The 26,225-nt window shown below is 64.1% G+C and carries 26 protein-coding genes, 1 other RNA gene and 1 riboswitch; of the genes, 13 read left to right on the forward strand and 14 right to left on the reverse strand.

The features are described 5' to 3' along the window. Positions 1 to 30: 30 nt before the first annotated feature. Positions 31 to 492: an Lrp/AsnC family transcriptional regulator gene (locus tag NA29_RS17605; RefSeq protein ID WP_039403921.1), complete on the reverse strand. Its 462-nt coding sequence runs from the start codon at positions 490 to 492 to the stop codon at positions 31 to 33. 117 nt (positions 493 to 609) lie between these two features. On the opposite strand from NA29_RS17605, the gene NA29_RS17610 reads away from it, so the two are divergent. Next, positions 610 to 852: a DUF6356 family protein gene (locus NA29_RS17610; protein WP_039400003.1), complete on the forward strand. Its 243-nt coding sequence runs from the start codon at positions 610 to 612 to the stop codon at positions 850 to 852. Positions 853 to 862: 10 nt separating this feature from the next. Here NA29_RS17610 and bamE read toward each other — a convergent pair whose 3' ends face one another. From bamE to NA29_RS17625, 3 genes are all read right to left on the reverse strand, one after another. Next, a complete protein-coding gene (gene bamE, locus NA29_RS17615; RefSeq protein WP_039400006.1) occupies positions 863 to 1,399 on the reverse strand; it encodes an outer membrane protein assembly factor BamE domain-containing protein in 537 nt (178 codons plus the stop codon). A gap of 140 nt (positions 1,400 to 1,539) precedes the next feature. Next, a complete protein-coding gene (locus NA29_RS17620; protein ID WP_052253028.1) occupies positions 1,540 to 5,811 on the reverse strand; it encodes a translocation/assembly module TamB domain-containing protein in 4,272 nt (1,423 codons plus the stop codon). Continuing rightward, positions 5,811 to 7,535 carry an autotransporter assembly complex protein TamA gene (locus NA29_RS17625; protein ID WP_231965078.1) on the reverse strand — a complete coding sequence of 575 codons (1,725 nt, stop codon included), beginning with the start codon at positions 7,533 to 7,535 and terminating at the stop codon, positions 5,811 to 5,813. Before NA29_RS17625 ends, NA29_RS17620 begins: the two co-directional genes overlap by 1 nt. 411 nt (positions 7,536 to 7,946) lie before the next feature. Between NA29_RS17625 and NA29_RS17630 the strand changes: the two genes are divergently transcribed. From NA29_RS17630 to panD, 4 genes are all read left to right on the forward strand, one after another. Beyond that, a complete protein-coding gene (locus NA29_RS17630; protein WP_039400008.1) occupies positions 7,947 to 8,129 on the forward strand; it encodes a DUF3460 family protein in 183 nt (60 codons plus the stop codon). Positions 8,130 to 8,443: 314 nt separating this feature from the next. Continuing rightward, positions 8,444 to 9,271, forward strand: a complete 828-nt coding sequence (locus tag NA29_RS17635; RefSeq protein ID WP_044457839.1) for a segregation and condensation protein A — start codon at positions 8,444 to 8,446, stop codon at positions 9,269 to 9,271. A gap of 7 nt (positions 9,272 to 9,278) precedes the next feature. Further along, a complete protein-coding gene (panC, locus tag NA29_RS17640) occupies positions 9,279 to 10,115 on the forward strand; it encodes a pantoate--beta-alanine ligase (RefSeq protein ID WP_039400011.1) in 837 nt (278 codons plus the stop codon). A 152-nt stretch (positions 10,116 to 10,267) separates the two neighbouring features. Continuing rightward, a complete protein-coding gene (gene panD / locus NA29_RS17645) occupies positions 10,268 to 10,690 on the forward strand; it encodes an aspartate 1-decarboxylase (RefSeq protein WP_039403925.1) in 423 nt (140 codons plus the stop codon). Positions 10,691 to 10,794: 104 nt separating this feature from the next. Here the strand turns inward: panD and NA29_RS17650 are convergent, their stop codons facing one another. Both NA29_RS17650 and NA29_RS17655 read right to left on the reverse strand, forming a co-directional pair. Continuing rightward, positions 10,795 to 11,418 (reverse strand): nucleotide-binding protein, encoded by a 624-nt coding sequence (locus NA29_RS17650; RefSeq protein ID WP_039400014.1) that lies wholly within the window; start codon positions 11,416 to 11,418, stop codon positions 10,795 to 10,797. A gap of 130 nt (positions 11,419 to 11,548) precedes the next feature. Next, positions 11,549 to 13,060: a cobyric acid synthase gene (locus tag NA29_RS17655; protein ID WP_039400016.1), complete on the reverse strand. Its 1,512-nt coding sequence runs from the start codon at positions 13,058 to 13,060 to the stop codon at positions 11,549 to 11,551. A gap of 40 nt (positions 13,061 to 13,100) precedes the next feature. Between NA29_RS17655 and cobU the strand changes: the two genes are divergently transcribed. The 4 genes from cobU to NA29_RS17675 all read left to right on the forward strand — a co-directional run bounded on the left by cobU (position 13,101) and on the right by NA29_RS17675 (position 16,227). After that, entirely contained in the window at positions 13,101 to 13,667 is a 567-nt protein-coding gene (gene cobU / locus NA29_RS17660; RefSeq protein ID WP_039400019.1) for a bifunctional adenosylcobinamide kinase/adenosylcobinamide-phosphate guanylyltransferase, read from the forward strand. A gap of 22 nt (positions 13,668 to 13,689) precedes the next feature. Further along, on the forward strand, positions 13,690 to 14,670 hold the full coding sequence (gene cbiB / locus NA29_RS17665) for an adenosylcobinamide-phosphate synthase CbiB (RefSeq protein WP_039400022.1): 981 nt from the start codon (positions 13,690 to 13,692) through the stop codon (positions 14,668 to 14,670). Positions 14,671 to 14,687: 17 nt separating this feature from the next. Further along, a complete protein-coding gene (cobD, locus tag NA29_RS17670) occupies positions 14,688 to 15,770 on the forward strand; it encodes a threonine-phosphate decarboxylase CobD (RefSeq protein WP_052253029.1) in 1,083 nt (360 codons plus the stop codon). 250 nt (positions 15,771 to 16,020) lie between these two features. Next, a complete protein-coding gene (locus tag NA29_RS17675; RefSeq protein ID WP_039400025.1) occupies positions 16,021 to 16,227 on the forward strand; it encodes a hypothetical protein in 207 nt (68 codons plus the stop codon). Positions 16,228 to 16,312: 85 nt separating this feature from the next. Here NA29_RS17675 and NA29_RS25835 read toward each other — a convergent pair whose 3' ends face one another. Beyond that, complete coding sequence (locus NA29_RS25835) at positions 16,313 to 16,480, reverse strand: hypothetical protein (protein WP_157127421.1); 168 nt, start codon at positions 16,478 to 16,480, stop codon at positions 16,313 to 16,315. 281 nt (positions 16,481 to 16,761) lie between these two features. On the opposite strand from NA29_RS25835, the gene NA29_RS17680 reads away from it, so the two are divergent. Beyond that, positions 16,762 to 17,688 (forward strand): cobalamin-binding protein, encoded by a 927-nt coding sequence (locus tag NA29_RS17680; RefSeq protein ID WP_039403927.1) that lies wholly within the window; start codon positions 16,762 to 16,764, stop codon positions 17,686 to 17,688. A gap of 39 nt (positions 17,689 to 17,727) precedes the next feature. Here the strand turns inward: NA29_RS17680 and cobC are convergent, their stop codons facing one another. From cobC to NA29_RS17715, 7 genes are all read right to left on the reverse strand, one after another. Then, entirely contained in the window at positions 17,728 to 18,330 is a 603-nt protein-coding gene (gene cobC / locus NA29_RS17685; protein ID WP_039400027.1) for an alpha-ribazole phosphatase family protein, read from the reverse strand. Further along, on the reverse strand, positions 18,321 to 19,172 hold the full coding sequence (locus NA29_RS17690; RefSeq protein WP_084103895.1) for an adenosylcobinamide-GDP ribazoletransferase: 852 nt from the start codon (positions 19,170 to 19,172) through the stop codon (positions 18,321 to 18,323). The genes cobC and NA29_RS17690 overlap by 10 nt, the downstream gene beginning before the upstream one ends. Before the next feature lie 48 nt (positions 19,173 to 19,220). Further along, positions 19,221 to 20,291 carry a nicotinate-nucleotide--dimethylbenzimidazole phosphoribosyltransferase gene (gene cobT, locus NA29_RS17695; RefSeq protein WP_039400029.1) on the reverse strand — a complete coding sequence of 357 codons (1,071 nt, stop codon included), beginning with the start codon at positions 20,289 to 20,291 and terminating at the stop codon, positions 19,221 to 19,223. A 38-nt stretch (positions 20,292 to 20,329) separates the two neighbouring features. After that, the gene (cobO, locus tag NA29_RS17700; RefSeq protein ID WP_231965188.1) at positions 20,330 to 20,899 is read right to left on the reverse strand and encodes a cob(I)yrinic acid a,c-diamide adenosyltransferase; all 570 of its coding nucleotides are present in this window, start codon (positions 20,897 to 20,899) and stop codon (positions 20,330 to 20,332) included. A gap of 156 nt (positions 20,900 to 21,055) precedes the next feature. Further along, entirely contained in the window at positions 21,056 to 21,868 is an 813-nt protein-coding gene (locus NA29_RS17705; RefSeq protein ID WP_039403930.1) for an ABC transporter ATP-binding protein, read from the reverse strand. Between the two features lie 50 nt (positions 21,869 to 21,918). Then, a complete protein-coding gene (locus NA29_RS17710; protein ID WP_039400031.1) occupies positions 21,919 to 22,914 on the reverse strand; it encodes a FecCD family ABC transporter permease in 996 nt (331 codons plus the stop codon). Between the two features lie 27 nt (positions 22,915 to 22,941). Beyond that, positions 22,942 to 24,765 (reverse strand): TonB-dependent receptor plug domain-containing protein, encoded by a 1,824-nt coding sequence (locus tag NA29_RS17715; RefSeq protein WP_052253296.1) that lies wholly within the window; start codon positions 24,763 to 24,765, stop codon positions 22,942 to 22,944. A gap of 268 nt (positions 24,766 to 25,033) precedes the next feature. Continuing rightward, positions 25,034 to 25,284: riboswitch (cobalamin riboswitch) on the reverse strand. Positions 25,285 to 25,373: 89 nt separating this feature from the next. On the opposite strand from NA29_RS17715, the gene NA29_RS17720 reads away from it, so the two are divergent. From NA29_RS17720 to ssrS, 3 genes are all read left to right on the forward strand, one after another. Further along, on the forward strand, positions 25,374 to 25,685 hold the full coding sequence (locus NA29_RS17720; RefSeq protein ID WP_039400036.1) for a hypothetical protein: 312 nt from the start codon (positions 25,374 to 25,376) through the stop codon (positions 25,683 to 25,685). Then, complete coding sequence (locus tag NA29_RS17725; RefSeq protein ID WP_039400039.1) at positions 25,682 to 25,993, forward strand: cell division protein ZapA; 312 nt, start codon at positions 25,682 to 25,684, stop codon at positions 25,991 to 25,993. The genes NA29_RS17720 and NA29_RS17725 overlap by 4 nt, the downstream gene beginning before the upstream one ends. A 34-nt stretch (positions 25,994 to 26,027) precedes the next feature. Continuing rightward, positions 26,028 to 26,208, forward strand: a non-coding RNA gene (gene ssrS, locus NA29_RS17730) — 6S RNA. The last annotated feature ends 17 nt before the right edge of the window (positions 26,209 to 26,225 follow it).

Consider the following 26,225-nt stretch of genomic DNA (forward strand, 5'->3'; position numbering starts at 1 on the left):
TGTTTTGTTTTTGAACGTCGGCGGACTTGCTTACCGCAAGTGGTCCACCGGCAACGCGGTGGTGAACTTCACCGTTTCCATCGAAAAGCTGGCGCTGATGTCCTGAAGATCGGCCACGCGGATGAGCTTTTTGTAGAAACGGTCGTAGGCCGCAATGTCGGGCAAATAGACCTTGAGCAGATAGTCGATTTCGCCCGCCATGCGATGAATTTCGACGATTTCGGGCAATTCCCGCGCCCCCGCGACGAAACGGACCATCCAGTCCTCACTGTGCGTTGCCGCCTTGATGAAGACGAACGCTGTAACGCGCAGGTCGAGTTGCTGCGGATCGCACAGCGTCACCTGTCCGGTGATCACGCCGCTTTCGCGCAGACGCTGCACGCGCCGCCAGCAAGGCGTAGGCGACAGATGCACCGCTTCGGCCAGTTCACCAAGTGAGCGCGAGGCATCGGATTGCAGATTTTCAAGAATTGCGAGATCGGTTTTGTCCACGATGGCCGCCTGGGAGGAAAATTTTTCCAAATCCTACTCCATTCGAGGGAAGATTTGGAAGCCTTTACCTGGCAACGGCAAGTAGACTTCAGAAACATTCCGAAAACAACGCTCGCCATGAAAATCTTCACTCAACATCCTGCTTCAGTCGGCGAAAACTATCTCCAGCATCTGGGGACGTCGCTGTCGTTCGCCCTGCCCCTGCTCGGCGCATGCCTTGCGTGTCTCGTCCATGCGGTGCTGCCGTTCATGTTCGAGAAGACCGGTAGCCGGATCATCACGCGGCTGCACGACCGGATGGTGACGCATCGCGATCGCCGCGCGGGTCGTCAGACGCAATCGCCGCACGCCGCGCAGTAACGCTGAACCGTCACGGCCGCTCCGACGCCGGGTCCGGCGAGCGCGACGTCACCGTGACGCGGCCATCCGGGCCGAAATGGGCGTTGAACATGCCCGGCGTGTTCACGCCGTCCTCAAGCCAGCGCCAACTCCACACCGTCTCCTTCTTCAGACGATATTCCGCGACGGTGGTCGGCTTGCCGAGCAGGCGCCGCACGTCGTCCTGCGACATGCCCGGCTGCACCTGCTGGAAGTTCTCCGCCGAGAGCGCCTGCGTCACGCTGCGCAGCTTGCCATCGGCGGCGATGTCGACCATATAGGTCCGCAACCCTCCCGGTGAACGCGGATATTCGAGACGGCGCGAACCATCGTCGTTCTCCCACACGATCTCGGGCTTGCCCATCTGATCGCGGACCTGCGCCTCGGTCGTGACGCCCGGTTTGAGGTCGCGCAGCATCAGATCGTCCGGCTTGACCGCGTTGAATGTGTCCCGCGCCTTTTCACGCACCTTGTCGATTTGCTGCTGATCGCAGCCGAACAGTCCCAACAGACTCGCAAGCAATCCCATAGCGACTCCCCAACGAAGGCCCCGGCGCACACCTGATTCGCGCGCCTCAAGTTCGAAATCGAGCGACGTTTTCATCGTTACCCTCCTTGTCTCTGTTGTCGGCCGTGCGCCCGCATCACCGGCGCTGCGACGTCACTGCATCAGTCGAAGCGTCGGTTGAACAGCACATCGAAACCGGACAGCGAACCGGTGCGCAGCGCCAGTTGCCAGCGGCGCGACACCTGCCACGTGATTTTCACGATACTCGCGGCGCTTGTCAGACTTTGTTCGTATCCCAACGAGAAGTTGTCCGAGATCGCCTTGCCGAGCTTGACCACCTGCTCATCATCGGCCAAACCGGAATCGCTGGTGCCGATGCTGAATTCGTCGATCCCCAGATCCTTGATGATGCGCTTACCGCCCGAGGCACCGAGCAGTGCAGTGGCTGCACCCGCCATCGCCTGACGCTGGCCGAGACCCGCACCATCCGGGCCATGTCCGAACATCAGCCACGACAGCTTCTCTTCATCGGACACGTTCGGCTCGGAGACGAGCGTCACACGCGGCTGACGCACCGTGCCCGTGACCAGCACCCCGGCGGCCACCTCCTGATTGCGACGCATGGCCTGAATGTAGATGTTCGGGTTGCCCAGCGGGCCGACGAAGTTGATTTCCCCACGCTCGATGGCGAGCTTGCGGTCAAACGCTTCGTACGTGCCCTCCGCCACCGTGATCGTGCCCGTGCCGCGCATCGGTGTGAGCGGATCGCTTTGCACGCGCATACTGCCGCGCAGCAGCAGATCGGCCCCCGCCCCAATGAAGCGGAAATCGCGTCCCAGATTCACTTCGACGTTGATGTGCGGCGAGAACTGACTGGTCGGCTTCTCGCTGATGCGCGCCGCTTCCTCCTTCGGATCGAGCGGCTTAGCCCGTGCCTGAGCGCCGCCGCGCACCACCACGACGTCGTCGCCCAGCTTCGGCGCGGTCGTGGGCGGCAACGCGAAGCGCGCGCGGTCCACAGTGAAACTACCGTTCACGGCGATCGCTTCACCGCTGCCCGTGGCCTTGGCCTCGCCCGTGAGCGACAACTGACGGTCAGGTGCGGCGAACAACTGCAACTTGTCTGCGGCAAGCGTGATGGCGAGCGTCGGCTCCGGCGTGTCGAGACGAATATTGCCCGTCGCACGCGCCGTGCCGCCGCCACCGCCGGTCACAACCACGTCGCGCAGCACGATCTCGGTCGGCGTGAGCGCGATGCGCATCTTGCCGTCCTTCACCCTGACGCCCGTGTCGAACATCTGCACCGAAAGGTCGTCGGCCGTCAGCTCCCCGGTCGGACGCGGCTTCGCCACCGTGCCCGCCAGTGCCACCTGCAAGTTGGCGCGCCCCCTGAAGGCGAACTGTGCCCCGGCGAGGGCTTCGAACTTGGAGAGGTTCGGAATCGAGACGGCGATGCGACCGGTGAGCGGCGCATCGTCGGGCACTTCCGGAATGCCACCCTGCACGCGCAACCCGGTTTGTACGTCGGCGTCGACCGTCCCTACCAGCGAGGACACCGCTTTGAGCGTGGTGCGCGCCGTCTGGCCAGACAGGTCGATACGCGTGCGCAACTCCGAGATGCCTAGCGGCACGCGTGCGCCCACGCCGCCTTTCTCTGCACTCAGGCCGGGAATACCGGTCACCGTCACCTTGACGTGATCGTTCACGCCACCGCGACGCAGCGTGACGTCACCACTACGACGCACGACTTCCACGAAGCCGTCCGCGCGCTGACCGGCGCTCACATTCCACTTGCCGTCGAGCACGAGGTCGCTGGCAATCGACGACACCTCGCCAGTGAATGTTTGTACGACACGCAGCACCTGCGCGACGTCAAGCGTGTCGATCGTGCCAGCCGTCTTCAGTTGGCCGCCACCGTAATCGAAGTTCGCAAGCGAGAGCGAACCGGCCCCCGTCACGAGTTTCGCTGCCCCCAGATGCACGCGCTGCGCGCTCGCTTCGATCTGCCAGGGCGACGCGAGCGTCAGCTTCGGCACGCCGCGATTTTCGAGCGTCTGGATCGTACCCTTCCAACCCGGCTTGCCGCCTGCGTTGGTTACTGCACCCGATGCGTCGAGATTCATGTCGAGCGGTGCTTCGCGCAACTTGCCCGCAGCCTTCAGATGCAGGGTGTGTGCGCCACGCGTGCCCGCCAACGCCAGCGACAGTTTGTCGAGTCGTGCGACGTTGCTGGCGAAACCCTGCCCGTCGAGCGTGACATTCAGACGATCGCTCGCGACGCCCGGGAAACCGCCGCTGACATCCACCTTACCGCTCAGATGCTCGAGCTTTTGCGCGCCGAACACGAGTTTGTCGGCGGCCAGTGTTGCGACAACCACCGGACGCTCCATCGTGCCCGAGACCTGACCGTCCAGTTGCAGGCGGCCTGCCAGACCGAAGCCCAGCTTGTCGAGCGACGGTGCGTCGACATTCACTGCCATTCTGTCGCCCGGCGCACCGAAGCTGCCGCGCAGCACGACCTTGTTCCCTGCGACGAGCAGGTTCGCATCGCTCGGCAACATGCGCGTGCCCGCCAGTCTCACCGTGCCCTCACCGCTCATCGGCAAGTCGGCGTAGACACTGTCCTGCAACGCGAACTTCAGCGCCAGACCGAAATCGGGACGCAGCGCGCCCTGTGCATCGAACTGACCGGTGACACTGGCGACCGGCGTCTTCGCGCCGGGCTTTTGCGGGCCGTAGAGGTCGTACCATGCGGCGGGATCGAAACGCGTCAGTTTGATCTGCGCCTTGTAAGCGCCGGTGTCGCCGTTCTCCAGCACGCCGGTTGCCGTGACCTTGCCGTTGCCCGCATCGAGCGACAGCGCGTGAATCGTGGTGCCCTTTGCGTCGAGACCGACGTCCGCGAGCACGCGGCGAGCTGCGTCGCGCCAGTCGAGCACGATGCGCTGTCCGGTCGCGTCGAGCTTGACGTCGAGCGGGCCGCCGAGCTTCGTCGCGGGCAGCTTGCCGTGCAACGCGCGCAGGTCGAGGTCACGCATCGTGAAAGCAAAACCGCCGACGGTCGCTTCGGCATCGGCCGTAGTTTCGTTCGCGGCCATCGCAGCGCTTGCGGCACTGGCCACGCCTGCGGAAGACGTCGCCGGAGCAGCCGGTGCGGGCGCGCTTGCCGTCGACGCCACCTTCTCCCGTCGCAACTCACCGCTGCCGGTCAGCACGGCCCGGCCTGCGAGTTTCAACTCGATGCCGGTCAACGCCTGACGCGTCGCATCAAGCAACACTTGCGTGCGCAGACTCTCCACCGGCAGCCAACCGGCATCGATCGCGCCGGGTTTCGCATTGGTCACCGACACCGGCCCCAGCACGCGGAATTCCTTTGCCCCCGGTTGCGGCCGCAAGTCGGCCTGCACGGAGAGATCCGCCTGCGGCGCCCCCGATGCGAAATCGCGCGGATTGAGGTGGTCGAGCGCAATCTGCGCGCGAGAGAGCGGCACCGGACCGAACGGCGACGCCGCGATGTGCGCCGTCCCGTTCAGCTTCTCGCCGCTGGCCGTCAGGTCGACGACAAGGGCGTCGAGCGAACCGGACAAATCGGCCTTGAGCGCGACGGGAATGTCACCCGCCTTCGCCTGCAATCCGACGTTGCCGTTCAGCGCAAACGGCCGCCGCCCGTTCAGTTGCAAGCTGGCCTGCGCTTCACCATACGGTGTGCCAAGATGTTCGATCTGCAACGTGTGCTGCGTGCCATCGCTACGACCTGCGACGCGAATGTCTTCGAGCACGAGTGCAGGCGAGTGCAGCGTGAGCTTCGCCACGCGCACGTCGTTCAGCGTCAATCCCAACGGCAGACGCAGGCTTGTCGGCATCGTCGTCGGCGTGTTCGACGGCGGGGACGGCGCGAAGGCCAGATCCACCTCCCCCGCATGGAGCTTGTCGACGGTGAAATGCAGCGGACGCAGGCTGAGATCCCAACGGCTTTCGAGTCGGCTGACCGTGATGCGGGTCGCACCGTCCACGTAGCGCATGTCGTTGAGCGTGAAGCCGTGCAACACGCTGCCGCTGCGCCATTCGCCGGAGAGCTTGCCGCCGAGCGTCGAGACGGCCGTCTGCCATAGCCAGCGGCTGCCGCGTTCGTTCGACATGGCCCACACCAGCGCGCCGATGGCGAGTACGACGATCAGCAGCAGCGCGAGGACGATGGCCGCGAGTGCGCGTCCCCAGCGTCGGCGCCGTGGCGGCGGTGGCGGTGGTGTCGAGGCATTATCTGGCGGTGGATTCCCGCTACCGTCTGCGCCTTGCGCACCGTGGCGCGTCAATGTGGGCTCCGTGGTCGTTTCGCGTCCGGCATCCGGTGCGCCGTGGCCGCGTTGACCCGCACTGCGAACATCGGTCATGGCGGTCGTCGGCATCAACGTATCGAGCAGCATCTTCATCATCAGAAGGCCACTCCCAGCGAGATCGACGGACGGAAGCGCCGGTCACGCACGCCATATCCGAGATCGAGGTTCACCGGGCCGACAGGGCTGCGCCAGCGCACCCCCAAACCGACACCGTGATAGAGCGGTGTGGGATGTCGGTAGTCGTCGGTCGCCGTCCCCACGTCCCAGAACACCGCGCCGCCCCAATCGCGCGTGACCCAGCGCTGATATTCGAGACTTGCTGTCGCAAGGTACTTCGTCGGGAAGGTCGTGCCGTTCTGCTGACGACCGATACTCTGATAGGTGTAGCCGCGAATCGACGAGGTGCCCCCCGCGAAAAACAGCAGCGACGACGGAATGCGGTTGCTGTTGCCGTTCGTCAGCACTGCGCCCAGCTCCAGGCGCGCCAACACGAGATCGCGCTGTCCGACCGGGAAGTACTGGCGAATACGGCCGTATAGCCGCGCGAAACTCTGATCGGTCAGCAGGGGCTTTGCGGCGAAGCCGAGCTGCGTGTTGATGATGTTGCCCTTGCGCGGAAAGATCAGGTCGTCGACATCGCGACGGTTCCACGAAAACGCGGGCACAAGGGCCTTGTTGAGGAAACGCTCGCCACCGTCCGGACGCTCGTCCGTACGATAGAAGTCCAGCGTGTAAGCCCAGTCGTAACGCTCGCGCGAACGCGCACGCTTGATGCCGACCTGCGTCGAGCGCTGGTCAAGACCGTTCAGATACGTCCGGTCGAACGACCCGCGCAGGCTGTTGGTGTACGCGCTCTCGTCCGGTGGCATGCCGATTTCGGCGTAGCCGCCCTGCCGGTACTGTTCGAGACGCGCTTGTGAGTCGAACGTCCATGCCTTGCCGAACAAGTTGTAGTGCGAGTAGCGCCCGTTGATGCTCGCGCCCGTGTCCGTTGTGTAGCCGACACCGGTTTGCACGCGCTGCTGGGGAAATTCGCGCACTTTCACTTCCACCGGCGCGAGTTCGGCCTTCGACGGGTCTTCCGTCACCGAGATGATCACGTTGGAAAAGTACGGCGTGGCCTGAATCTGGCGTTGCAGCTCCTGCAAGCGGTCGGCGTCGAAGGCCTCGCCCTCGGACAGCGGATTGACATTGCGGATGATCTGCTCGGGATAGCGGCGCGTGCCGGTGATCACCAGCGGCCCGAGCGTGAACGGCGGACCGCTCTCGTAGGTCGCGGCGAGCGAGGCGGCATCGTTATCGGCGTCGACCACGGCACGCGAGAACGTCATCTTGGCGGCGTGGTAGCGCTTCTGTCCCAGTTGGAACAAGGTGTCGTTCTTCGCCTTGTCCCAGTCGGACTGGCGAAAAGGTGCGTCTGCCGGTAGTTCCCAGGCGTTGCGCAACTGCTCGACGCGCTGCGGATCCTGCTCGGCAACCGGACCCGTGAACTTGAGATCGACGTCCTTGATATGGGTGCGAGGGCCAGCCTCGACCTTGATGTCGACGTCACGCTTGCCGTTGATGGTCGCCACATCCACATGGGTGACGGGCGAGAAATAGCCTTCCGTGGACGTCAGTTCCTGCACCTGCTCACCAATGGTGGCCACGATGTGCTCGAACTGGGCCTCGCCGATGTCGTCGCGCGAGGCGAAGCGCACCACGTCGAGGTTGTCCTTCAGGAGCTTGGCGATGTCTTTGGGCGCGTCGACACGCACCCGATAGTCGGCTTGGGCCAGACCGGGTGCGCACAGGCCGCAAGCCAGCGCCGCCAGGCTCACCAGCCGGGTGGGCAGGGAATACGGAAATGGACGTGCTAATGGACGTACTAATGAGCGAACAAACGGGCGTACTGAAATGCGCACGCCAAAGCGACGGCCAACGTCGTGTCCGGATTTGATCTGCGAGACGGTCAAAACCTTCCTTGGAAATATCGCCGCCGGTGGTCCGGCGTGCCGTAAGGAGTGCTCAAACGCACGATGCCCGCCAGCATGGCACAACGAGACACCGCGCATTGCGTATGTGACGCGTATTTGAACATATCCGGGAGTGCGGTTCACCCATAAGGGCTAAATTCGAGCAAATGGCCCAAAACGCCAAAACACCGAACGGCGACGTGTTTGCGGTAGAATCTGCGTCGATTGGCACCGTCGCGACGGTGCCGCTTTTGCCTATTTTTCAAGCAATCGACCATGTACGAGTCCGACATTACCCAATTCATCAAGCAACTCAAGACCGAGAAGCCGACGCTGGAAGCGGAGCAACGCAAGGGTCGCTCGCTGCTCTGGGACAAGCAACCGATTGATATGGACGAGCGCAGCCGCGCCCAGCAATCGCGTGTAGCCCAGCAGCCGTACGTCTACCAAAGCGAGTAAATCGCCGTTCTCCGGCGAGTTCCGCATTGAATCCGAGTACGCCCGACGATCCGTCGCTCACACCCGACCCGATCCCCGAGATCGCGCCGGTGCCTGAGCACGTCGATCCGGTGGCGAGCGGTGCTGTCGATGCGACGCCGGACGATGGCCGAAACGACGGTTCGCAGGAGATTCCGGCCCAAAGCGGGTCTGTAGACCCCATCGGCCCTGTCGAGACGGATGCCATCGCCCCCGAAAGCGCAACCGGTGAAGCCGCACCCGCCGCAACGTCGCGCTCGGGAGGTGCGAGTGGTTCCGCTGGATCGACCACTGAGCTGCCAGCGCCGCACGACGGGCAGGACTCCACGCCCGATACGGTTGACGGTGTGGCGCGCGCACGTCTGTACGGCGAGCCGTTGTTTGCGCTGCCCAACGATCTCTACATCCCGCCGGACGCCCTCGAGATCTTCCTCGAAGCCTTCGAAGGCCCGCTCGACTTGTTGCTGTATCTGATCCGCAAGCAGAACTTCAACGTGCTCGACATTCCGATGGCGCAGGTCACGAAGCAGTACCTGCTCTATGTGGAACAGATCCGCCGGACCAATCTGGAACTGGCGTCCGAGTATCTGCTGATGGCGGCGATGCTCATCGAGATCAAGTCGCGCATGCTGCTGCCGGTGAAGAAGGCAGACACCGGCGAGGAAGCCGAAGATCCGCGCGCCGAACTGGTGCGTCGTCTGCTGGAGTACGAGCAGATGAAGCTCGCCGCGCAAAAGCTCGATACGCTGCCGGTGCTCGGCCGCGACTTCCTGCGCTCGCAGGTCTACATCGAGCAAAGCCTTCAGCCGCGCTTTCCCGATGTGGACGCCGAAGATCTGCGCGCCGCGTGGGCCGAGGTGCTGCGTCGCGCCAAGCTGGTTCAGCATCACAAGATTTCCCGTGAAGAATTGTCGGTGCGCGAGCACATGAGCCAGATTCTGCGACGCCTGCAAGGCGCGCGTTTCATGGAGTTCACCGAACTCTTCGACGTCACGCGCGGCGTGCCGGTCGTGGTAGTCAACTTCATCGCCATGCTCGAACTCACGCGCGAGTCGCTGCTCGAGATCACGCAGGCCGAGCCGTTTGCGCCGATCTACGTCCGCCTGACTTACACCCCAAACTGAGCGCCCCATGAAAGTCATCCCCTCGATTCACGAACTGCGCGACCAACTGCGCGGACAGAATCGCGTCGCCTTCGTGCCCACGATGGGCAATCTGCACGAAGGCCACCTCTCGCTCATGCGACTCGCACGCCAGCACGGCGATCCGGTCGTGGCCAGCATCTTCGTGAACCGTCTGCAATTCGGGCCGAACGAGGACTTCGACAAGTACCCGCGCACGATGTTGGACGACATCGAGAAGCTCACGCGCGAGAACGTCTACGTGCTGTTTGCGCCTGACGAGAAGGAGATGTACCCGGAGCCGCAGGAATACCGCGTCGAGCCGCCGCACGATCTGGGCGACATTCTCGAAGGCGAGTTCCGCCCCGGCTTCTTCAAGGGCGTGTGCACGGTCGTGACCAAGCTGTTCTCGTGTGTGCAGCCGCGCGTGGCCGTGTTCGGCAAGAAGGACTACCAGCAACTGATGATCGTGCGCAGCATGTGCCGTCAGTTCGCACTGCCCATCGAAATCATTGCCGCTGAGACGGTACGTGCCGACGACGGCCTCGCCCTGTCCTCGCGCAACCGCTATCTGTCGGACGCCGAGCGCTCGGAAGCCCCGCAGTTGTATCGTCTGCTGAACGAAATCCGCGACACTGTGAACGGTGGCAACACCGATTACGCAGCACTCGAAGCGTCGGCGATGAAGACACTGACCGAACGTGGCTGGAAGCCTGACTACGTCTCGATCCGCCAGCGCGCCAATCTGCGCGTGCCCGCCCCCGGCGCGGCACCAGCAGAGAGCCTGGTGGTGCTCGCCGCGGCCAAGCTGGGCGCGACACGTCTGATCGACAACCTCGAAATTTGAGCGCCGGGCCCGCCGCGCACGGTGCAACGACCGGCGCGAACGGCTCCAGGCGCAAGCCGTGCGCGTGTCGGCGCTTCGCCGATTCCGCGCGCACATTCTTCGTCGCGCAGTGTGCGCGGCATCGCAACACATCGCAACACAAGAGGCACGCCATGTACCGCACCATGCTCAAGTCGAAGATCCACCGCGCCACCGTAACGCATTGCGAATTGCATTACGAAGGCTCGTGCGCGATCGACGAGAACCTGCTCGAAGCCTCGGGCCTTGTCGAAAATGAGCAAATCGACATCTTCAACGTCAACAACGGTGAACGTTTCACGACCTACGCCATTCGCGGCGAGCGCGGCAGCGGCATGATCTCGCTCAACGGCGCGGCCGCACGTCGCGCGCAGCTTGGCGACATCGTGATCATCGTGTCGTACGCACAAGTCGAGGAAAAGGAAGTGCTGGCAGGCTTCAAGCCCAAGCTGGTGTTCGTCGACGAGAAGAACGTGCAAAAGGGCGAGCGCGATCACGTTCCGCTGCAAGCGTGGGAAGAAACCCGCGCCTTCGAAGCCGCTGAGGCTGCGAAGTAAGGCGACGCGCCGGACACTGGCGCAGCCAAAAGAAAAAGGGACCTGCGGGTCCCTTTTTTTGTCTCTGCACGCGCTGTACGTGCTGCACGATCACGCAGACTTCGTCACTTCGCCACGAACTCGGTGATGCCGTCCCACTGCGGCAGGTCGCGCTCGACGCGTCCTGGTGCCACATCCCACAACGTCAGCCCATGCGCGGCGAGTTGCACGTAGTTCTGCGTGTTGCGAAGCATGCCGAGCACCGGCAGGCCCGCCTCCTCGCAGTAGCGCGAGAGCTGATCGGCCGCCCGGGTGCGGGCGTCCACTCGCATCCCGACCACACCGATGCGCACGTCGCCCTGACGCACTGCCTTTTCTTCGCCCAGCTTCTGAAGAAAATCGCGCGTGGCGAGAATATCGAAGATCGACGGCTGCAGCGGCACCAGAATGTGATCCGCGAGCTTGAGGATCGAGTCGAGACGCTTGCCATGCAAACCCGCAGGCGTGTCGAGCACGGCATGCGTGGTGCCCTTAGGCGGACGTGCCACCTCGTTGTGGTCGACATCCCAGGTGGCGATCGGACGCAGCGCCGGTGGACGCAGCCCCAACCAGGCGCGCGAGGACTGCTGACGATCCGTGTCGCCCAGCATGACGGCTTGGCCCTGCGCGGCGAGATAGCCCGCCAGATTCGTCGCCAGCGTGCTCTTGCCCACGCCACCCTTTGGATTCGCCACCACAATCACCGGCATTGCAGACTCCCCGAGGTCGATTTTCGCCAATATTACAACGGGTCGATGACGGCCCCCCTTCCGACCGATCCCGGCAACGCCTCAGCCCGGCGTCGAGACGAAGGCAGACGCACGCGGACCCGCCTCCCCGCTAGCGCAGGCACGCCCACACGCGCGGCAAATCCAGATGCTCGGCAAACGCGTCGGCCAACCGGTCGAGCGACGCCTCGCGCAGCGCGTTGTAGTCCTGCGCCACCAGATCGCGTGCGCCCGCCCACGCGAGCAGCGCTTGCAGCGCATCAGGGGTGTCGAACAGACCATGCAGATACGTCCCCATGACCTGGTCGTCGACAGAGCGGGCGCCATCGGCGACAGGGTCATGTGCGTCTGCGTCCAGCCAGACCGCGGGACGCTCAAGCGCCGCCCCGCGCGTCACCCCCATATGGATCTCGTAGCCGTTCACCGGCGCGTCGCCAGCGGTGAGACGTCCGGTCACCACGCGCAGCTGCTTCTGGGCTTCCATTGTGGTTTCGATCTCCAGCCAGCCGAGGCCCGGGGTCGTGCCCGCATCGCCTTCTAACCCAAGCGGATCGTGAATCGCGGCGCCGAGCATCTGCAAGCCACCGCAGATGCCCAGCACTTTGCCGCCATAGCGTAGATGCCGCGCGATCGCCGACTCCCAGCCTTGTGCGCGCAACCACGCAAGATCGGCGCGCACGTGCTTGCTCCCGGGCAAGATCACGAGATCGCTGGGAGGCCACGCCTCCCCCGCACCGACATAACGGAAATCGACTTGCGGATGCGCACGCAAGGCGTCGAAATCGGTGTGATTGCTGATGCGCGGCAAGGCGGGCACGGTGACGCGCAGACGTGTCTCGCCGCTCGCGGCCTTGTGACGCTCGCCGGGCAGCATGTCCTCGCCGTCGAGATGCAGCCCGTGCAAGTAAGGCAACACGCCCAGCACGGGGATGCCCGTCTTCGTCTCCAGCCATTCCAGCCCGCCCGTGAGCAGCGACGGATCGCCGCGAAAGCGATTGATGACGAAGCCCTTGATACGCACACGTTCGCTGTCCGACAGACACGCCAGCGTGCCGATCAATTGCGCGAAAACCCCTCCCCGGTCGATGTCGGCGACGAGCAGCACCGGGGCGTCGACCGCCTCGGCGAAGCCCATGTTTGCGATGTCGCGCGAGCGCAGGTTCACCTCGGCCGGGCTGCCCGCGCCCTCGACCAGCACCGCGTCGTACCTCGTGCGCAGACGCTCGTACGCGGCCAGCACCGCCGCCATCGCGCGCGGCTTGTACTCGTGATACGCACGCGCATCGAGATCGGCCACGACCTTGCCGCCGATGATGACCTGTGCGCCCCGGTCGCTGCTCGGCTTGAGCAGCACGGGATTGAAGTCGGTATGCGGGGCGATGCCTGCCGCTTGCGCCTGCAACGCTTGTGCGCGCCCGATCTCGCCGCCGTCTGCCGTCACGGCACTGTTGAGCGCCATGTTCTGCGGCTTGAAGGGGGCGACGCGCACGCCCTCGCGCAACAGCAGACGACAAAGACCGGCAACGACCGTGCTCTTGCCAGCATCCGACGACGTCCCCTGAATCATCAGGGTGCCACGACGCGGGTTGGCGGGCGCTTCGAAATTGACAGGGATTTCACTCATGACGCGGATTATCGCATCGGGCGCTCGTACAATATCCGCCATGACCGACCTCGTTCCGAACTCCCCCGATCTCACCTTCATCCTCGGCGGTGCGCGCTCCGGCAAGAGTGCATTTGCCGAACGCCTTGCCACGCAGAGCGGCCTGCCCGTGACCTATGTCGCGACGGCCGCCGTGACCGGCGAGCCCGAGATGGAAGCACGCATTGCGCATCACCGGGCGAGCCGTCCGGGGCATTGGGAGACGGTGGAGGCCGGACGCGAACTGGCGCGCACGCTGAGGGAAGTCGCAAGGGACGGCCATTGTGTGCTCGTCGACTGTCTGCCGCTGTGGCTGGCCGGCTGGCTATGCCCGCCGGACGATCATCCCGACGGACCGGCGACGCAGGCGCAGTGGCAGAGCGTCGTCGACACGCTCGCACAGACGCTGCTGTCGCTGCCCGGCAAGATCATCGTCGTCAGCAATGAAATCGGTCTGGGCGTGATCCCGATGGGTGCGCTCACGCGGCGTTATGTCGATGAGCTCGGACGTCTCAACCAGCGTGTCGCTGCGCTGGCACCGCACGTGCGTTTCGTCGTCGCCGGGCTGCCGATGGCCGTCAAGGGATAAGAGAAAAAGGAGTCACTCGCCGATGCTCACAGGACTCGCGCCCGAATCGCTCTGGCTCGCCGCATTGATCGGCGTGTTGCTCGACGCCTGGCTCGGCGAGCCGCGACGCTGGCACCCGCTGGTCGGCTTCGGCTATGTCGCCAACGGTGTGGAGGCATGGCTCAACGATCCCGAGGTGCGCGACAAGCCGTTCAGCGCCACGACGCGTGGCGCGTGGGCGTGGTGCATCATGCTCGTGATTCCCGTACTGATCGCGTGGGCGCTGACGTTCCTGCCCGGCTGGGGCAGCATCGTCTGGCAAGCGCTGGCGTTGTATGCGGCGCTCGGTGCCCGAAGTTTGCGCGAACACGTCATGCCCATCGCTCACGCCCTGCGCGACGGCGATCTGACACAGGCACGCGCACTCACGGCGCGCATCGTCTCGCGCGATACGGAAGACGCTAACGCCTCCGATCTCGCGCGCGCCGCCGTCGAATCCACGCTGGAGAACGGCAACGACGCCATCTTCGGCGCGCTCTTCTGGTTCGCGATTGCCGGTGCACCTGGCGTCGTGCTGTTCCGTCTGGCCAATACGCTCGACGCGATGTGGGGCTATCGCACCGACAAGTTTCTGTACTTCGGCCGACCGGCGGCGCGCATCGACGACATCCTGAACTGGATTCCCGCACGATTGACGGCAGCGAGCTACGCGATCTTCGGCGACGTGGCACGTGCCATCGATTGCTGGCGCACGCAGGCCAGCGCCTGGTCCAGCCCCAATGCAGGTCCCGTGATGGCCGCCGGCGCGGGTAGCCTGGGCGTTCAGCTCGGCGGCCCCGCGCGATATCACGGTGAGTGGGAGACGCGTCCGCCGCTCGGCTGCGGCACGGAACCCTCCGCACAACACATCAAGGCCGCGTGGCGGCTGATCTCCCGTTCCATGTGGATGTGGCTGATCGTTACTGGCGCGCTGGCGTTGTTCGCCGCGTCGCAAGCCGATGCCATGCCCACCACATTGCTGTAATCCGCTTTCCGATCGTCATGTCTGCGTCATCCGCTGCACCCGCACCGTCACCCTCAGCGTCTACCTCGAACGCCCCGCGCCACGGTGGCAATCTCGGCGAAGCCATCCGCAGGTTTGGACGTCCTCGCGAAGACTGGCTGGATCTGTCGACCGGCATCAATCCCGTGGGGTATCCGGTGCCGATGCCACCCCCAAGTGTCTGGCGCGATCTCCCCGACACCTTCGACGACCTGCGCGATGTCGCCGCCCGCTATTACGGCGTGCCGGTCGAAACCGTCGTGCCCTGCTCCGGTTCGCAGGCGGTCATCCGCACGCTGCCCGCGCTGCTTCGACCGGGACGCGTCGCCGTCGCATCGCTCACGTACAGCGAGTACGCACCGGCATTCGCGCGCGCCGGACACACACTCGTCTCGTGGCTCGGACCGGAAGCTGGCTTGCCGGATGTCGACTACCTCGTCTGGGTCAATCCCGACAATCCCACCACGCGATCCGTCTCGCGCGAGACGCTCGCTCAATGGCAAGCACAACTGACGGCGCGCGGCGGCATGCTGATCGTCGACGAAGCCTTTGCGGACCTATCCCCCGCCACGTCGATGACGCCTCACGCGGGCGAAGACGGCCTCGTCATCCTGCGCTCGATCGGCAAGTTCTTCGGACTGGCGGGAATCCGCGCGGGCTTCGCGTTATGCCCGGAAGAGCTTGGCAAACGTCTGACCGAACGGCTCGGTGCATGGACGGTCAGTGGCCCGGCAAGATTCGCAGTGCGAACGGCCCTGTGCGACAGCGCATGGCAACGTGCGGCGCGGGAACGTTTGTTGCAGGAAGGTGAACGACTGTTGTCGCTGTTGCGCGATCAGGGCTGGCCAACGGTTGGCACACCGCTATTTGCCTGGACGCCGCATGCACTTGCGCCGCAATGGCACGCGCGACTGGCTGAACAAGGCGTATGGACGCGTCTGTTCGATGCGCGTCCGATCTCATCGGCGGATACCATCCAAACGCTGCCAAGCCTGCGTCTGGGCCTGCCCGCGACCGAGGACGAATGGCAGCGACTTGCGGGCGCGCTGACGGCACTGCGGCCCGGATTCCGTCCTGAATAACGTTTTCGGGAACTGACGCAGACCGGACCCATCCAATTTCCCCGTTATGCTTCAGAACGGGTGTACGTTGCCCGGGGACATCCAAAGCACTGCCGAGAGACTGCTTACGCAGTATTAAATAACGGGTGTTCCTGCCATTTTCGTTACAAATTGAAGCATTTCTGCAACAAATGCACACAGTCATCGCCGAAGGGCGCCGCTAGACTGAAGGTTCTTTCGCAAGGGCTTTCCCAATCAAAAGGACGACCAAATGAAAAAACTGCCTCTGTTGCTCGCCACGCTTCTGACCGCCACTGTCGTGACGGTGGGTTGCTCCAAAAAAGAAGACCAATCGGCCGCTCCGGCAGCTGACACGACAACGACCGCACCGGCTGCGGCCAGCGATGCAGGCGGCGGCGCAATGAGCGCTCCGGCATCGGACGCAGGCGCCACGGCCCCCGCTCCGGCATCGAACTAACGCAGCACCGCGTTAGACACTGCGCCCCCTGAACGCTCCGGCGTCAGGGGGCGCAGTCGCTTTGGTACGTTGGCACGTTGGCGCGTTACCGCACCACGGCCACACCGGCGTCGAGCACGCCGTAGGCCTGCACTTTGCTAGTGCTCGTTGCACTGGTTCCCGAGCCAGCCCCGCCGCCCGGCGCAGCGCATCCGGCGAGCATCGCGACTACCACCAGCGCCGCAGCGCCCACTATTCCCATGTTTCGTTTCACGACATCGACTCCTTCAGTTCTATCCGGCACGGCTGACATGCCGCCAAATGCCACGCATCATTCGACAGCCCTTGCGTGACATCGGTTCGCAGGACGGTCTTTCAAATGCTTGTCGTCGCGCCCCAACCCGCAGAAAATGGCGAGTCCGTGGCGGGAATGATCTCATTTTTCGACGTTTCCTTTGTTGACGCGTCTCACACCCGCCAGCCCTTACACCCGCCTCGCTTCGCGCTCATCGAACGCATCGTCCCATGTCGCTGATATCGCTGCCCCGCCCGGCCATGCTCACCCGCCTGCGCACTCAAACGCTTGCCCTCGCCTTCGCTTGCTTCGCAGGCGCGCCTCTGTCGGGCGCGCACGCCGCTGTCTCCGTGAAGGACGACTCCGGCGCGACTGTCACGCTGCCCGCCCCGGCGCAGCGCGTGGTGAGTCTGTCGCCGCACGCCACGGAGTTGCTGTTCGCCGCCGGTGCGGGCGACAAGGTCGTAGGCGTGGTGAAGTACTCCGACTATCCGGAGGCGGCGCAGCGCTTGCCGCACGTGGGCGACAACAGCGCACTCGATCTCGAACGCATTCTCGCGCTCAAGCCCGATCTGCTCGTCGTGTGGATGCACGGCAATTCGCAGCGTCAGGTCGAGGCGTTGCGCCAGTTGAAGTTGCCCGTGTTCTATTCGGAGCCGAAGCATCTGACGGATCTGCCTGCGGCCATTGAAACGCTCGGCACGCTGATGGGCACGCCTGCCAAGGCGAAGGTATCGGCCGAGGCCTTCCGCGCGCGCTATGAGACGTTGCGCAAGCAATATGCGTCGCGCGCGCCGGTGCCGGTGTTCTATCAGGTGTGGACGCAGCCGCTCATGACGCTGAACGGCACGCATATGGTGAGCGACGTCATCCGCCTGTGCGGCGGCGTGAATGTCTTCGCGGACGAACCGGCGCTGGTGCCGCGCGTGTCCATCGAAGCGGTGTTGGCCAAAGCGCCGGAAGCGATGTTCACCGCGACGCCCGGGGCAACGAAGTCCGACAAGCCGCTGGCTACGCTGGATAACTGGCGCAAGTGGCCGCAACTCCCCGCCGTCGCGCGCAACAATCTATTCGGTATCGACGGCGACCTCATCAACCGTCCCAGCCCGCGCATTCTCGATGGCGCACGCACTATGTGCGAAGACCTCGATATCGCACGCTCGCGTCGCACGGCAGTTGCGAAGTAAAGGGAGCAGCGGTGAAGTAATGCGAGCAGCAGCGTGCGGTTACACGTTCGTTTGCACGTTCCAGTGAATCAGGCGCGCGTTGCCGTCGTCTGCAATATGCAGATGACAGATGCCGCCGAAGTCGAGTGCCCAGGATAGACATGTGGCCGTCGGCAGACGCAATGCCGTGGCGATGTGCAGACGGATCGGCCCGGCGTGGCCGATCACAACGTGCACCTCGTCTTTGTCCGATGCTTGCGAGCGCAACTCGCGCGCCCACGCGTCCACGCGCAGCACAACGTCGCGGGCCGACTCACCGCCGGGCGGCGCAAAGCCACCGACGTTTTGTGCCCATGCATCGAGCACACTGCGATCGATCTCGTCCCACGCACGCATTTCCCACTCGCCGAAGTGCATTTCGGCGAGGCGGGTGTCCACGTAATGCGGCGCATGGAACATCGACGACAACCAACGTGCCGGGATTCGCGCGCGCGCCAGATGACTGCTGTGCACTGCGCTCAGCGGCCGGTCGCCGATGGCACTGCGAATTCGCGCGACCAGCGTCCCATGCTGGATGGGTTCGATCAGCGGCACATCCGTCTGACCGTAGCAGACACCAGACGCCACATCCGGCTGCGGATGACGCACCAGAATCAAATCCATGCGCACACCGTGAGATAGAGCGCCAGCTCGCCGAGTTGCTGTGCGAAGCCGAGCGTGTCGCCGGTGTAGCCACCGAGGCGGCGGCGCAGATAGCGGATGAACGCCGCGCGCAATGCGATCAGGACCACCACGCCCGTCACACCGGCGCGCCAGTCCGGCCACACCCACCAAGGCGCGCTGCAAAGTACGCCGAACATCAGTCCTGAGAGACTCAGCCGTTGCGCCACCGGCTTCGCCTTGCCTTCGGGACGCACGTAGTCGAGTGCCCGCAACAGACTGATCGCCATGCTGCGACTCGCCGCATGCGCGCCGATCAGCACCACGGCAAAGCCACTCCATCCGTGCGACGCCTGAATGTCGACGAGCGCCTGCCACTTGAGCGCCAGCGCCAGCCACAACGCCACAGCACCGTAAGTCCCGATGCGCGAATCGTGCATGATCTCCAGCAAGCGCTCGCGCTCGAACGCCCCGCCGAAAGCGTCGACGGAATCGGCCAGACCGTCTTCGTGAAATGCGCCCGTGAGCAGTACGCTCACGCCAAGCCCCAGCGCAATGGCGAGATGCGGTGACCAGACGTGTCCCATCGCCACCGTCAGCGTTGCCACCAGCGCGCCGACGAACACGCCGACGAGCGGGAAATAACGCGTCGCGGCGTTCAGTTGCTCAGGCGAGTAACCGACCCACTGTGGGATCGGCACACGCGTGAAGAATCCGAGCGCGGTCAGGAACAGACGCAACTGCCCCTGGAATCCGCCGAACGACACCCGTGCGGGATCCTGCACCACAGGCACATGCGTGCGCGGTACGGTGTCGTCGGAGGGATCAGGGGCGGAGGTCGTCATTCGTTGGTTGTCTCGTACTCAATCGATGTCAATTGCGATCGCTCGCGATCACTCACGATCACTCACGCCCGCGCCTTCGAACGTCGCCATCTCGCGCAGGAACGCCGCAGCCGCCTGAATCAACGGCATCGCGAGCGCCGCGCCCGTGCCTTCTCCGAGACGCAGCCCCAATTGCAGCAGTGGCTCAGCACCCAGTGCGTCGAGCATGGCGCGATGCCCGGTTTCGTCCGACGCGTGCGCGAACACGCAGTAATCGAGCACCGCAGGTGCAACGCGCGCGGCGACCAGCAGTGCCGATGTGCTGATGAAGCCGTCCACCACGATCACAAGGCCGAGCTTCGCGGCAGCGAGATACGCGCCGGTCATCATCGCAATTTCGAAGCCGCCGAAGGTCGCAAGCGTGTCGAGCGGGTCAGGCGTGTCACCGGTTGCCGGATGCGTCGCCAGCGCGCGCTCGAGCACGGCCGTCTTGCGGGCGAGCCCAGCGTCGTCGACACCTGTGCCACGACCGACGCAGTCCGCGAGCGGCAACCCCGTCAGACGCTGCATCAGACAGGCTGCGGCCGACGTGTTACCAATGCCCATCTCGCCGAAGCCGATCATGCGCGTGCCGCGCGACGCATGCGCCACCACACGCGCGGCCCCGGCGGCAAGCGCCGTCTCCAGTTGCTCGCGCGTCATCGCGGGCATGTCGACGAAGTTCTGCGTGCCGCGCGCGACGGGAATGTCCACGAGCGACGCATGGGCCGGAAAGTCCGCCGCCACGCCCGCATTGATCACTTCCATCTCGATGCCGCCAGCGCGGCAGAAGACATTGATGGCTGCGCCGCCGCGCAGGAAGTTGAGCACCATCTGCGCCGTCACGGCCTGCGGATAGGGGCTCACGCCAGCGGCCACAACGCCGTGATCGCCTGCGAACACCAGCATGGCGGGACGCGTGAGTTCCGGCGTCGCGCTCTGCTGAATGCGACCGATCCGGTGCGCCACGCGCTCCAGTGCGCCGAGACTGCCGGGCGGCTTCGTCTTGATGTCGATGGCATGCTGGAGCGCGGCATCCATGGCCGTGGATGACGCAGCGATGTCGAAGAGTTCTGCCAGCAAGGGGCTGAATGCGGTCATACGGGAACGTCCTGAAACGATGAGCAGTGAGACTGGAATTACATTTCGACGCCAGGCTGCGCGCGGATGCCGTCGGCAAACGCATGCTTTACGGGCGTCATGTCGGTCACGGTGTTGGCCGCATCGATGAGCGCCTGCGGCGCGCCACGCCCGGTGATCACCACGTGCTGCATGTCGGGACGCGCCTGCAAGTCCGCGATCACAGTGTTCACGTCGAGATAGCCGAGTTTGAGGGCGATGTTCAACTCGTCGAACAACACCAGACCGAAGGACGCATCCTGCAACATGCGGCGCGCCTGCTCCCACGCCGCTTCGGCCTTGGCGATATCGCGCGCGCGATCCTGCGTCTCCCACGTGTAGCCTTCGCCCATCACGTGAAACTCGCATTCTTCGGGGAAGCGACGCAGGAATTTCTCCTCGCCCGTGGGGATAGCGCCCTTGATGAACTGCACGACGCCGGTCTTCATGCCGTGCCCCATCGCCCGCACGACCATGCCGAAGCCCGAACTGGATTTACCCTTCCCGTTGCCGGTCGTAATGACGATCACGCCGCAGTCGCGCTGCGCTTTCTCGATCTTCTCGTCGATGACCGCTTTCTTGCGCACCATGCGCGTGCGATGGCGTTCATTGCGGCCATCGTCGGCATTTGCATCGACGCCGGTGTCAGCGCAAAGCGCGTCGGATTTCGGAGTTTCCTGGGTCATGGACAGCACCTGTCAATCAAGTCGAATACGGAAATGAGGGGACGTGCCCCACTACGTCAATCATGTGCGCCGCACCGGCACGAGCGCCTCGTCGTCGCCATCGCGAATCAAACGCAGCGCATAGCCGAACGCGTCGCTGCAATACTCAGCCGATAGCACTTCCTGCACCGGACCGGCACGCCAGCCGCCACGGCCGTCGAGCAAGAGAGCATGCGTGGCAAAGCGACGCGCGAGGTTGAGATCGTGACACGAAAAAACCACGGCGCAATCGTCACGCTGCGCATGGCGAGCGAGCAGTTCGAGCGCGTCGATCTGATGATGCAGATCGAGATGCGATACGGGTTCGTCGAGCAACAGCAACGGCGTGGCCTGCGCAATCACCGCAGCGAGCGAGACACGCTGACGCTCGCCGCCCGAGAGCGTCGTGACGTCGCGCGACGCGAAGTCTTCCAGCCCAACCTGCGCGAGTGCTTCGATGGCCAGCGCGACGTCGTCGTCGGACTCCCATGCGCCCCAGCGGCCCTGTGCGAGATACGGATGACGGCCCGCCAGCACGACCTCCAGCGCGGTCGCGCCGAACGCGTCGCGACTCTGCTGAGGCATGAGCGCGCGCACTTTCGCCAGCGGCGCCGGACGCCATTGCGCGAGCGACTTGCCTGCGATGTCCACACGTCCGCTGGCGGTGATGGTGGCGTCACGCTGTGGCTTGTCGTCAATGGGACGCAGCCCCGCCAGCGTGCCGAGCAGCGTCGTCTTGCCCGCGCCGTTCGGTCCGGCCAGACACCAGCACTCGCCCGGCGCAATCGCCAGATCCAGCCAGTCGACGAGCACGCGCTCGCCCGCACGCAGCGTCAGCGCGTGCGTTTGCAACATCGCTGCGTTCGCCGTTGGGTTCGTTATCGGGTTCGCTGTCGGCATGGATGTCATCGAATCACCCGTCGCGAGAGCAGCCACAGGAACACGGGCACGCCGATCATCGCCGTGATGACGCCGACCGGGAGTTGCGTCGGTGCGATTACGGTGCGTGCGACCAGATCGGCGAGCATCAGCAACGCGCCGCCGCCGAGCGCGGCCGCCGGAATCAACATGCGCTGATCGTTGCCGAAGCGCAGTCGCAGAATGTGCGGCACCACAAGCCCGACAAAGCCGATGCTGCCTGCGGTCGTCACAGCGACAGCCGTCGCAAGCGACGCTGCCAGATAGATGCGTGCGCGCAACGGGCCGACGGCGACACCGACGGCCTGAGCCACGGCCTCGCCGCGCAGCAGCACGTTCAGCCGATGGGCGACCGGGCACACGATGAGCAAGGTCACGGCCAGTGCGATTAGCGGCAGCGACGCGCGATCCACGCCATTCAGATCGCCCGTCAGCCAGAACAGCATGCCGCGCAGACTCGCGTCGGGCGCGAGCGTGAGAATCAGGGTGGAAAGTGCGCCGAAACCGGCGGCCATCATCACGCCGGTGAGCAACAGTTTGGTACTGCTGTCCTGATCGCCAGGGTGCAAAAAACTGCGGTGCGAGAGGCCCATCACAATCGCGATGGCGGCGAGTGCACCGAGGAACGCGCTCGTCTGCACCCAGAAAAACGGCAGCATGAGCGCCAGCGACGCCAGCGCCGCGACACCTGCGCCACCGGAGATACCGAGCACGTACGGGTCGGCGAGCGGGTTGCGCAGCAGCGTTTGCATGAGCGTGCCAGCCACCGCCAGCGAGCCACCGCAGGCGAATGCGGCGAGCGCGCGCGGCAGACGCAGCCGCCAGACCACGTCGCCAGCGAGACCGGCGTCGTGGCCGAGCGCGAGCGCACCGATCTCACGCAACGAAACCGGCACGCTCCCGAGCATGAGCGACGCAACGAGCGCGGCCAGCGCGATGCCCGCCAGTCCCGTCCAGATGGCGAGGGCGCGACGCAGCGTCATGCGGCGTCACGTCCCGCCGGGACGTCGTCAGAACTGCTTCCAGCCAAGCGAGACGTAAATTGCGCGTCCGAGGGTGTTGTAGCCATAGACCGTCTGGTAGTTCTTGTTGAAAACGTTGTCCAGATGCGCCGAGACGTACCAGGATTTGTCGATATCGTAGCGTGCCTGCAAGTTCACGAGCGTGTATGCGCCGAGATGCTGGCCGCCCGTATCGTAACGCTCGCCACTGTAATAGACATCGCCACCGACCGAGTACTTGCCGAGGAATTTCTGCGTCACACCGAACGACGCGTATTGCCTTGCGCGGCGGGCAAGCACCTTGTTGGCATCGAGATCGGTCGGGTTCTGACGCGTGAACGATGCGCGAACGTCGGTGCCCGTCCACTGAATCTTGCCCTGATAGGTCAGCTCAAGCCCTTCGACGCGCGCGTTCGCCACGTTCGCAGCCGTGTACGGGAATACGGACAGCGACTGGATCAGGTTCGTGTAGCTCGTGCGGAACAGCGCCAGTTTCGCGAGACCGAAGGCCGGGTCGTAGAACTGGACGGCGAGTTCCTTCGAGATCGAACGCTCCGGTTGCAGGTTCGGATTGCCGTAGCCCGGGTAGAACAGTTCGTTGAAGGTCGGCGCACGGAAACCGTCCGACGCGTTGGCCATCAGCCTCCACTGCTCGGTCAGCTTGTAGCCGTAACCGACCCAGTAGCTGTTCGCCCCGCCGAAGTCCGAATAGATGTCGCGGCGCACGGTGGCCTGCACTTCGTGCTTCTGCGCGAAGACCCCTTCATAACCGACGTAGAACGAGTCGAGATGGCGATTGTTGTGGTTGTAGGTCGTGCTGCCTTCGACCGTCTGTTCCTGACGCGTATAACCGGCGATCAGCTTGTGATCCGGCATGAAGGCATATTCGTTGGCCCAGTCGATCTGGTTGTTCGACGTATGGAAGTTGCCGTTGCCCTTGCCGTTCAGGTAGTTGTAGCTGTAGTCGTCGCCCTGCGTGACGGTGAAACGCGTGTTCCACTTGTCCGTGATGTTGCCCTTGGCATACGCCGAGATCTGACGCACGCGTGCGTCGGTGTCGTTCAGATCGGAGGGCTTGCCGAAGGCGTTGTCGTAGCTGCTGCTGCCGTCGCTCTGGAACAGGCGCGCACCGACTTCCCATGTGTCGCCGAACTTGCGCGAGAGCGAGGCCGTCACGCTGGTGTTGTCGTCGCCGTTGCGGTTCGGGTTGACCTTCGGTGCGAAGCGCGGATCCTGTGCCGAGATGCCGTTGGTGTGAAAACGGGACACATCCAGCGAGAAGCGCGTCTTGCCGTCTTCGAACGACCCGGCGATACCGGCGTTGGCCTGTGTGGTGTTATTCGTGCCGTAGCCGACTTCGGCGTAAGCCTTGGGCTGGCCGCCGTCGCCCTTACGGGTGAAGATCTGGATCACGCCGCCAACGGCTTGCGAGCCGTACAGGGCCGACACGTTGCCGCGCACGATTTCGATGTGGTCGATTTGCGACACCGGAATCTGGGCGATGTTGGTCACACCGGTCGTGGCTGAGTTGACGGGCACGCCGTCGATCAGCACCAGCGACGAGTTCGAGTTCGCACCACGCATGAAGATGCTGGCCGACGTGCCGAAGCCGCCGTTCTGCGTAATTTCCACGCCTGCCTGACCGCGCAGCAGCGACGGGAGGTCCTGCGCCTGGCTTTGCTCGATCTGCTCGCGCGTGATGACCGAGGTGGAGGCGAGCGTGTCCGCCAGCTTTTGCTCGGTGCGCGAAGCCGTCACGACGGTCGTGTTGAGCGACGCATCGCTCGACTGCGCGTGTGCACCAAGGCTTGCGGCCAGCAAGGCGGCAGCCATGGCGAGACGATGTGGAGCGGGAATGCTAGTGGAAATGCGGGCGGCGGGCGCCGAAGCGAGACGTGCAAAAGCAGGCGCGTGCGGCGCCATCGCGCGAACGTGGGTGCGCATGGTCGGGTGTGACTTCCGTAGTTTTCTTATAGCCTAGACCCGTTCCCCCGCGGGCCGCCGGCGCAAGGGGAGCGCCGGTGACACGTCACGGATGCGAAGCATCGACACATGAAAACGACGTCAGGCCGCTTGCGGCTCGAGGCCGGGCGGCATGGATGATTCCCCACTCACTTGGGCCGGTATCCGGGCTGGTCATCATGGCGCCTGACCGGCCTTCCCGCATGCGGATAGCACACAGTGGCAATGGAGGCGAGGCGCGTTTTCGGAAACCTTTCGGGCCGAAAGAATGACTTACCGTTGCGGGGGCAGCACAGGTTGGCCAGCCCGTGTGGGGACGCGGCTCCCTGTTTCCCGTTTAACTGCGCATGCCGGGGGGCGTGCGCGAGCACCGAAGTGCCGCAAGTGTAGGGGCCATTGGAACGAGCGTCAATGCTCGTTCGTCGGGCACTGGCCGCCGATTCCGTTAGAATGTAGGGCAATCAAGAGGACGCAGCCCGATGCTCACCGATCTCGACAATCTCACCGACAAAATGGAACAGCTGGTTGTTATCAGCCAGCGTTTTCACCAACACAATCAAGCGCTGCTCGCGGAACTCGACCGCGCGCGTGCCGAATGCGACGAAACCCGCGCTGCCATTGAGCAATTGCGCACGGAGCGCGACGCCTTGCGTCTGCAACGCGATCAGCTTGCCGCCAAGATCGACGAGGCACAGGTTCGCCTGAACGCCATCCTTGAAAAGCTTCCCACGCAGAACCCCGCTGAGGGTCAGATGGATCTGCTCGGTGCCCCCGGTGGAGAAAACGCATGACGATCAAGCAGCTCGAAGTTCATATCCTGGAACAGTCGTACCGGCTCGCCTGCCCGCCGGAACACGAAGCCGACCTGCTCGCTTCGGTGTCGCGCGTCGATGCCGAAATGAGCAAAGTCCGCGCGCAAAGCAGCGTGCGCGGAACCGACCGGATTGCCGTCATGGCAGCGTTGAGCCTGGCATCCGAATTGCTTGCACTGGAAAAAAGTATTGCTGCTGGACAAGCATTCCCCGCCGAAGAAATTCAGCGTAGAATGCAGCTCATGGACGAACGACTGAGCGCAGTGATCGATCAGTATCAGAACTGAAAGACACCCGCAAACGTCCGGTCCGAAAGGTTAGTTTTCCCTGCCTGGTTCGCGAAAGTCATAGATTCCTTGAACCAATGATCTGTTGCAGGTTGCGGAAGTTTGTAGTGCTGGCGTGAGCGTCACTCTGTCTGATGAACCCAAAGCGCTACTAACCGCGACCACCTTGAACCTTCGGTTCAGGATGCCGGCTTAGCGGCTGAGGCGGGGACCCAATGCAAGGCACTGCGTG

Origin of the sequence: Pandoraea sputorum (genome assembly GCF_000814845.2) — a bacterium.
Taxonomy (GTDB): Bacteria; Pseudomonadota; Gammaproteobacteria; order Burkholderiales; family Burkholderiaceae; genus Pandoraea; species Pandoraea sputorum.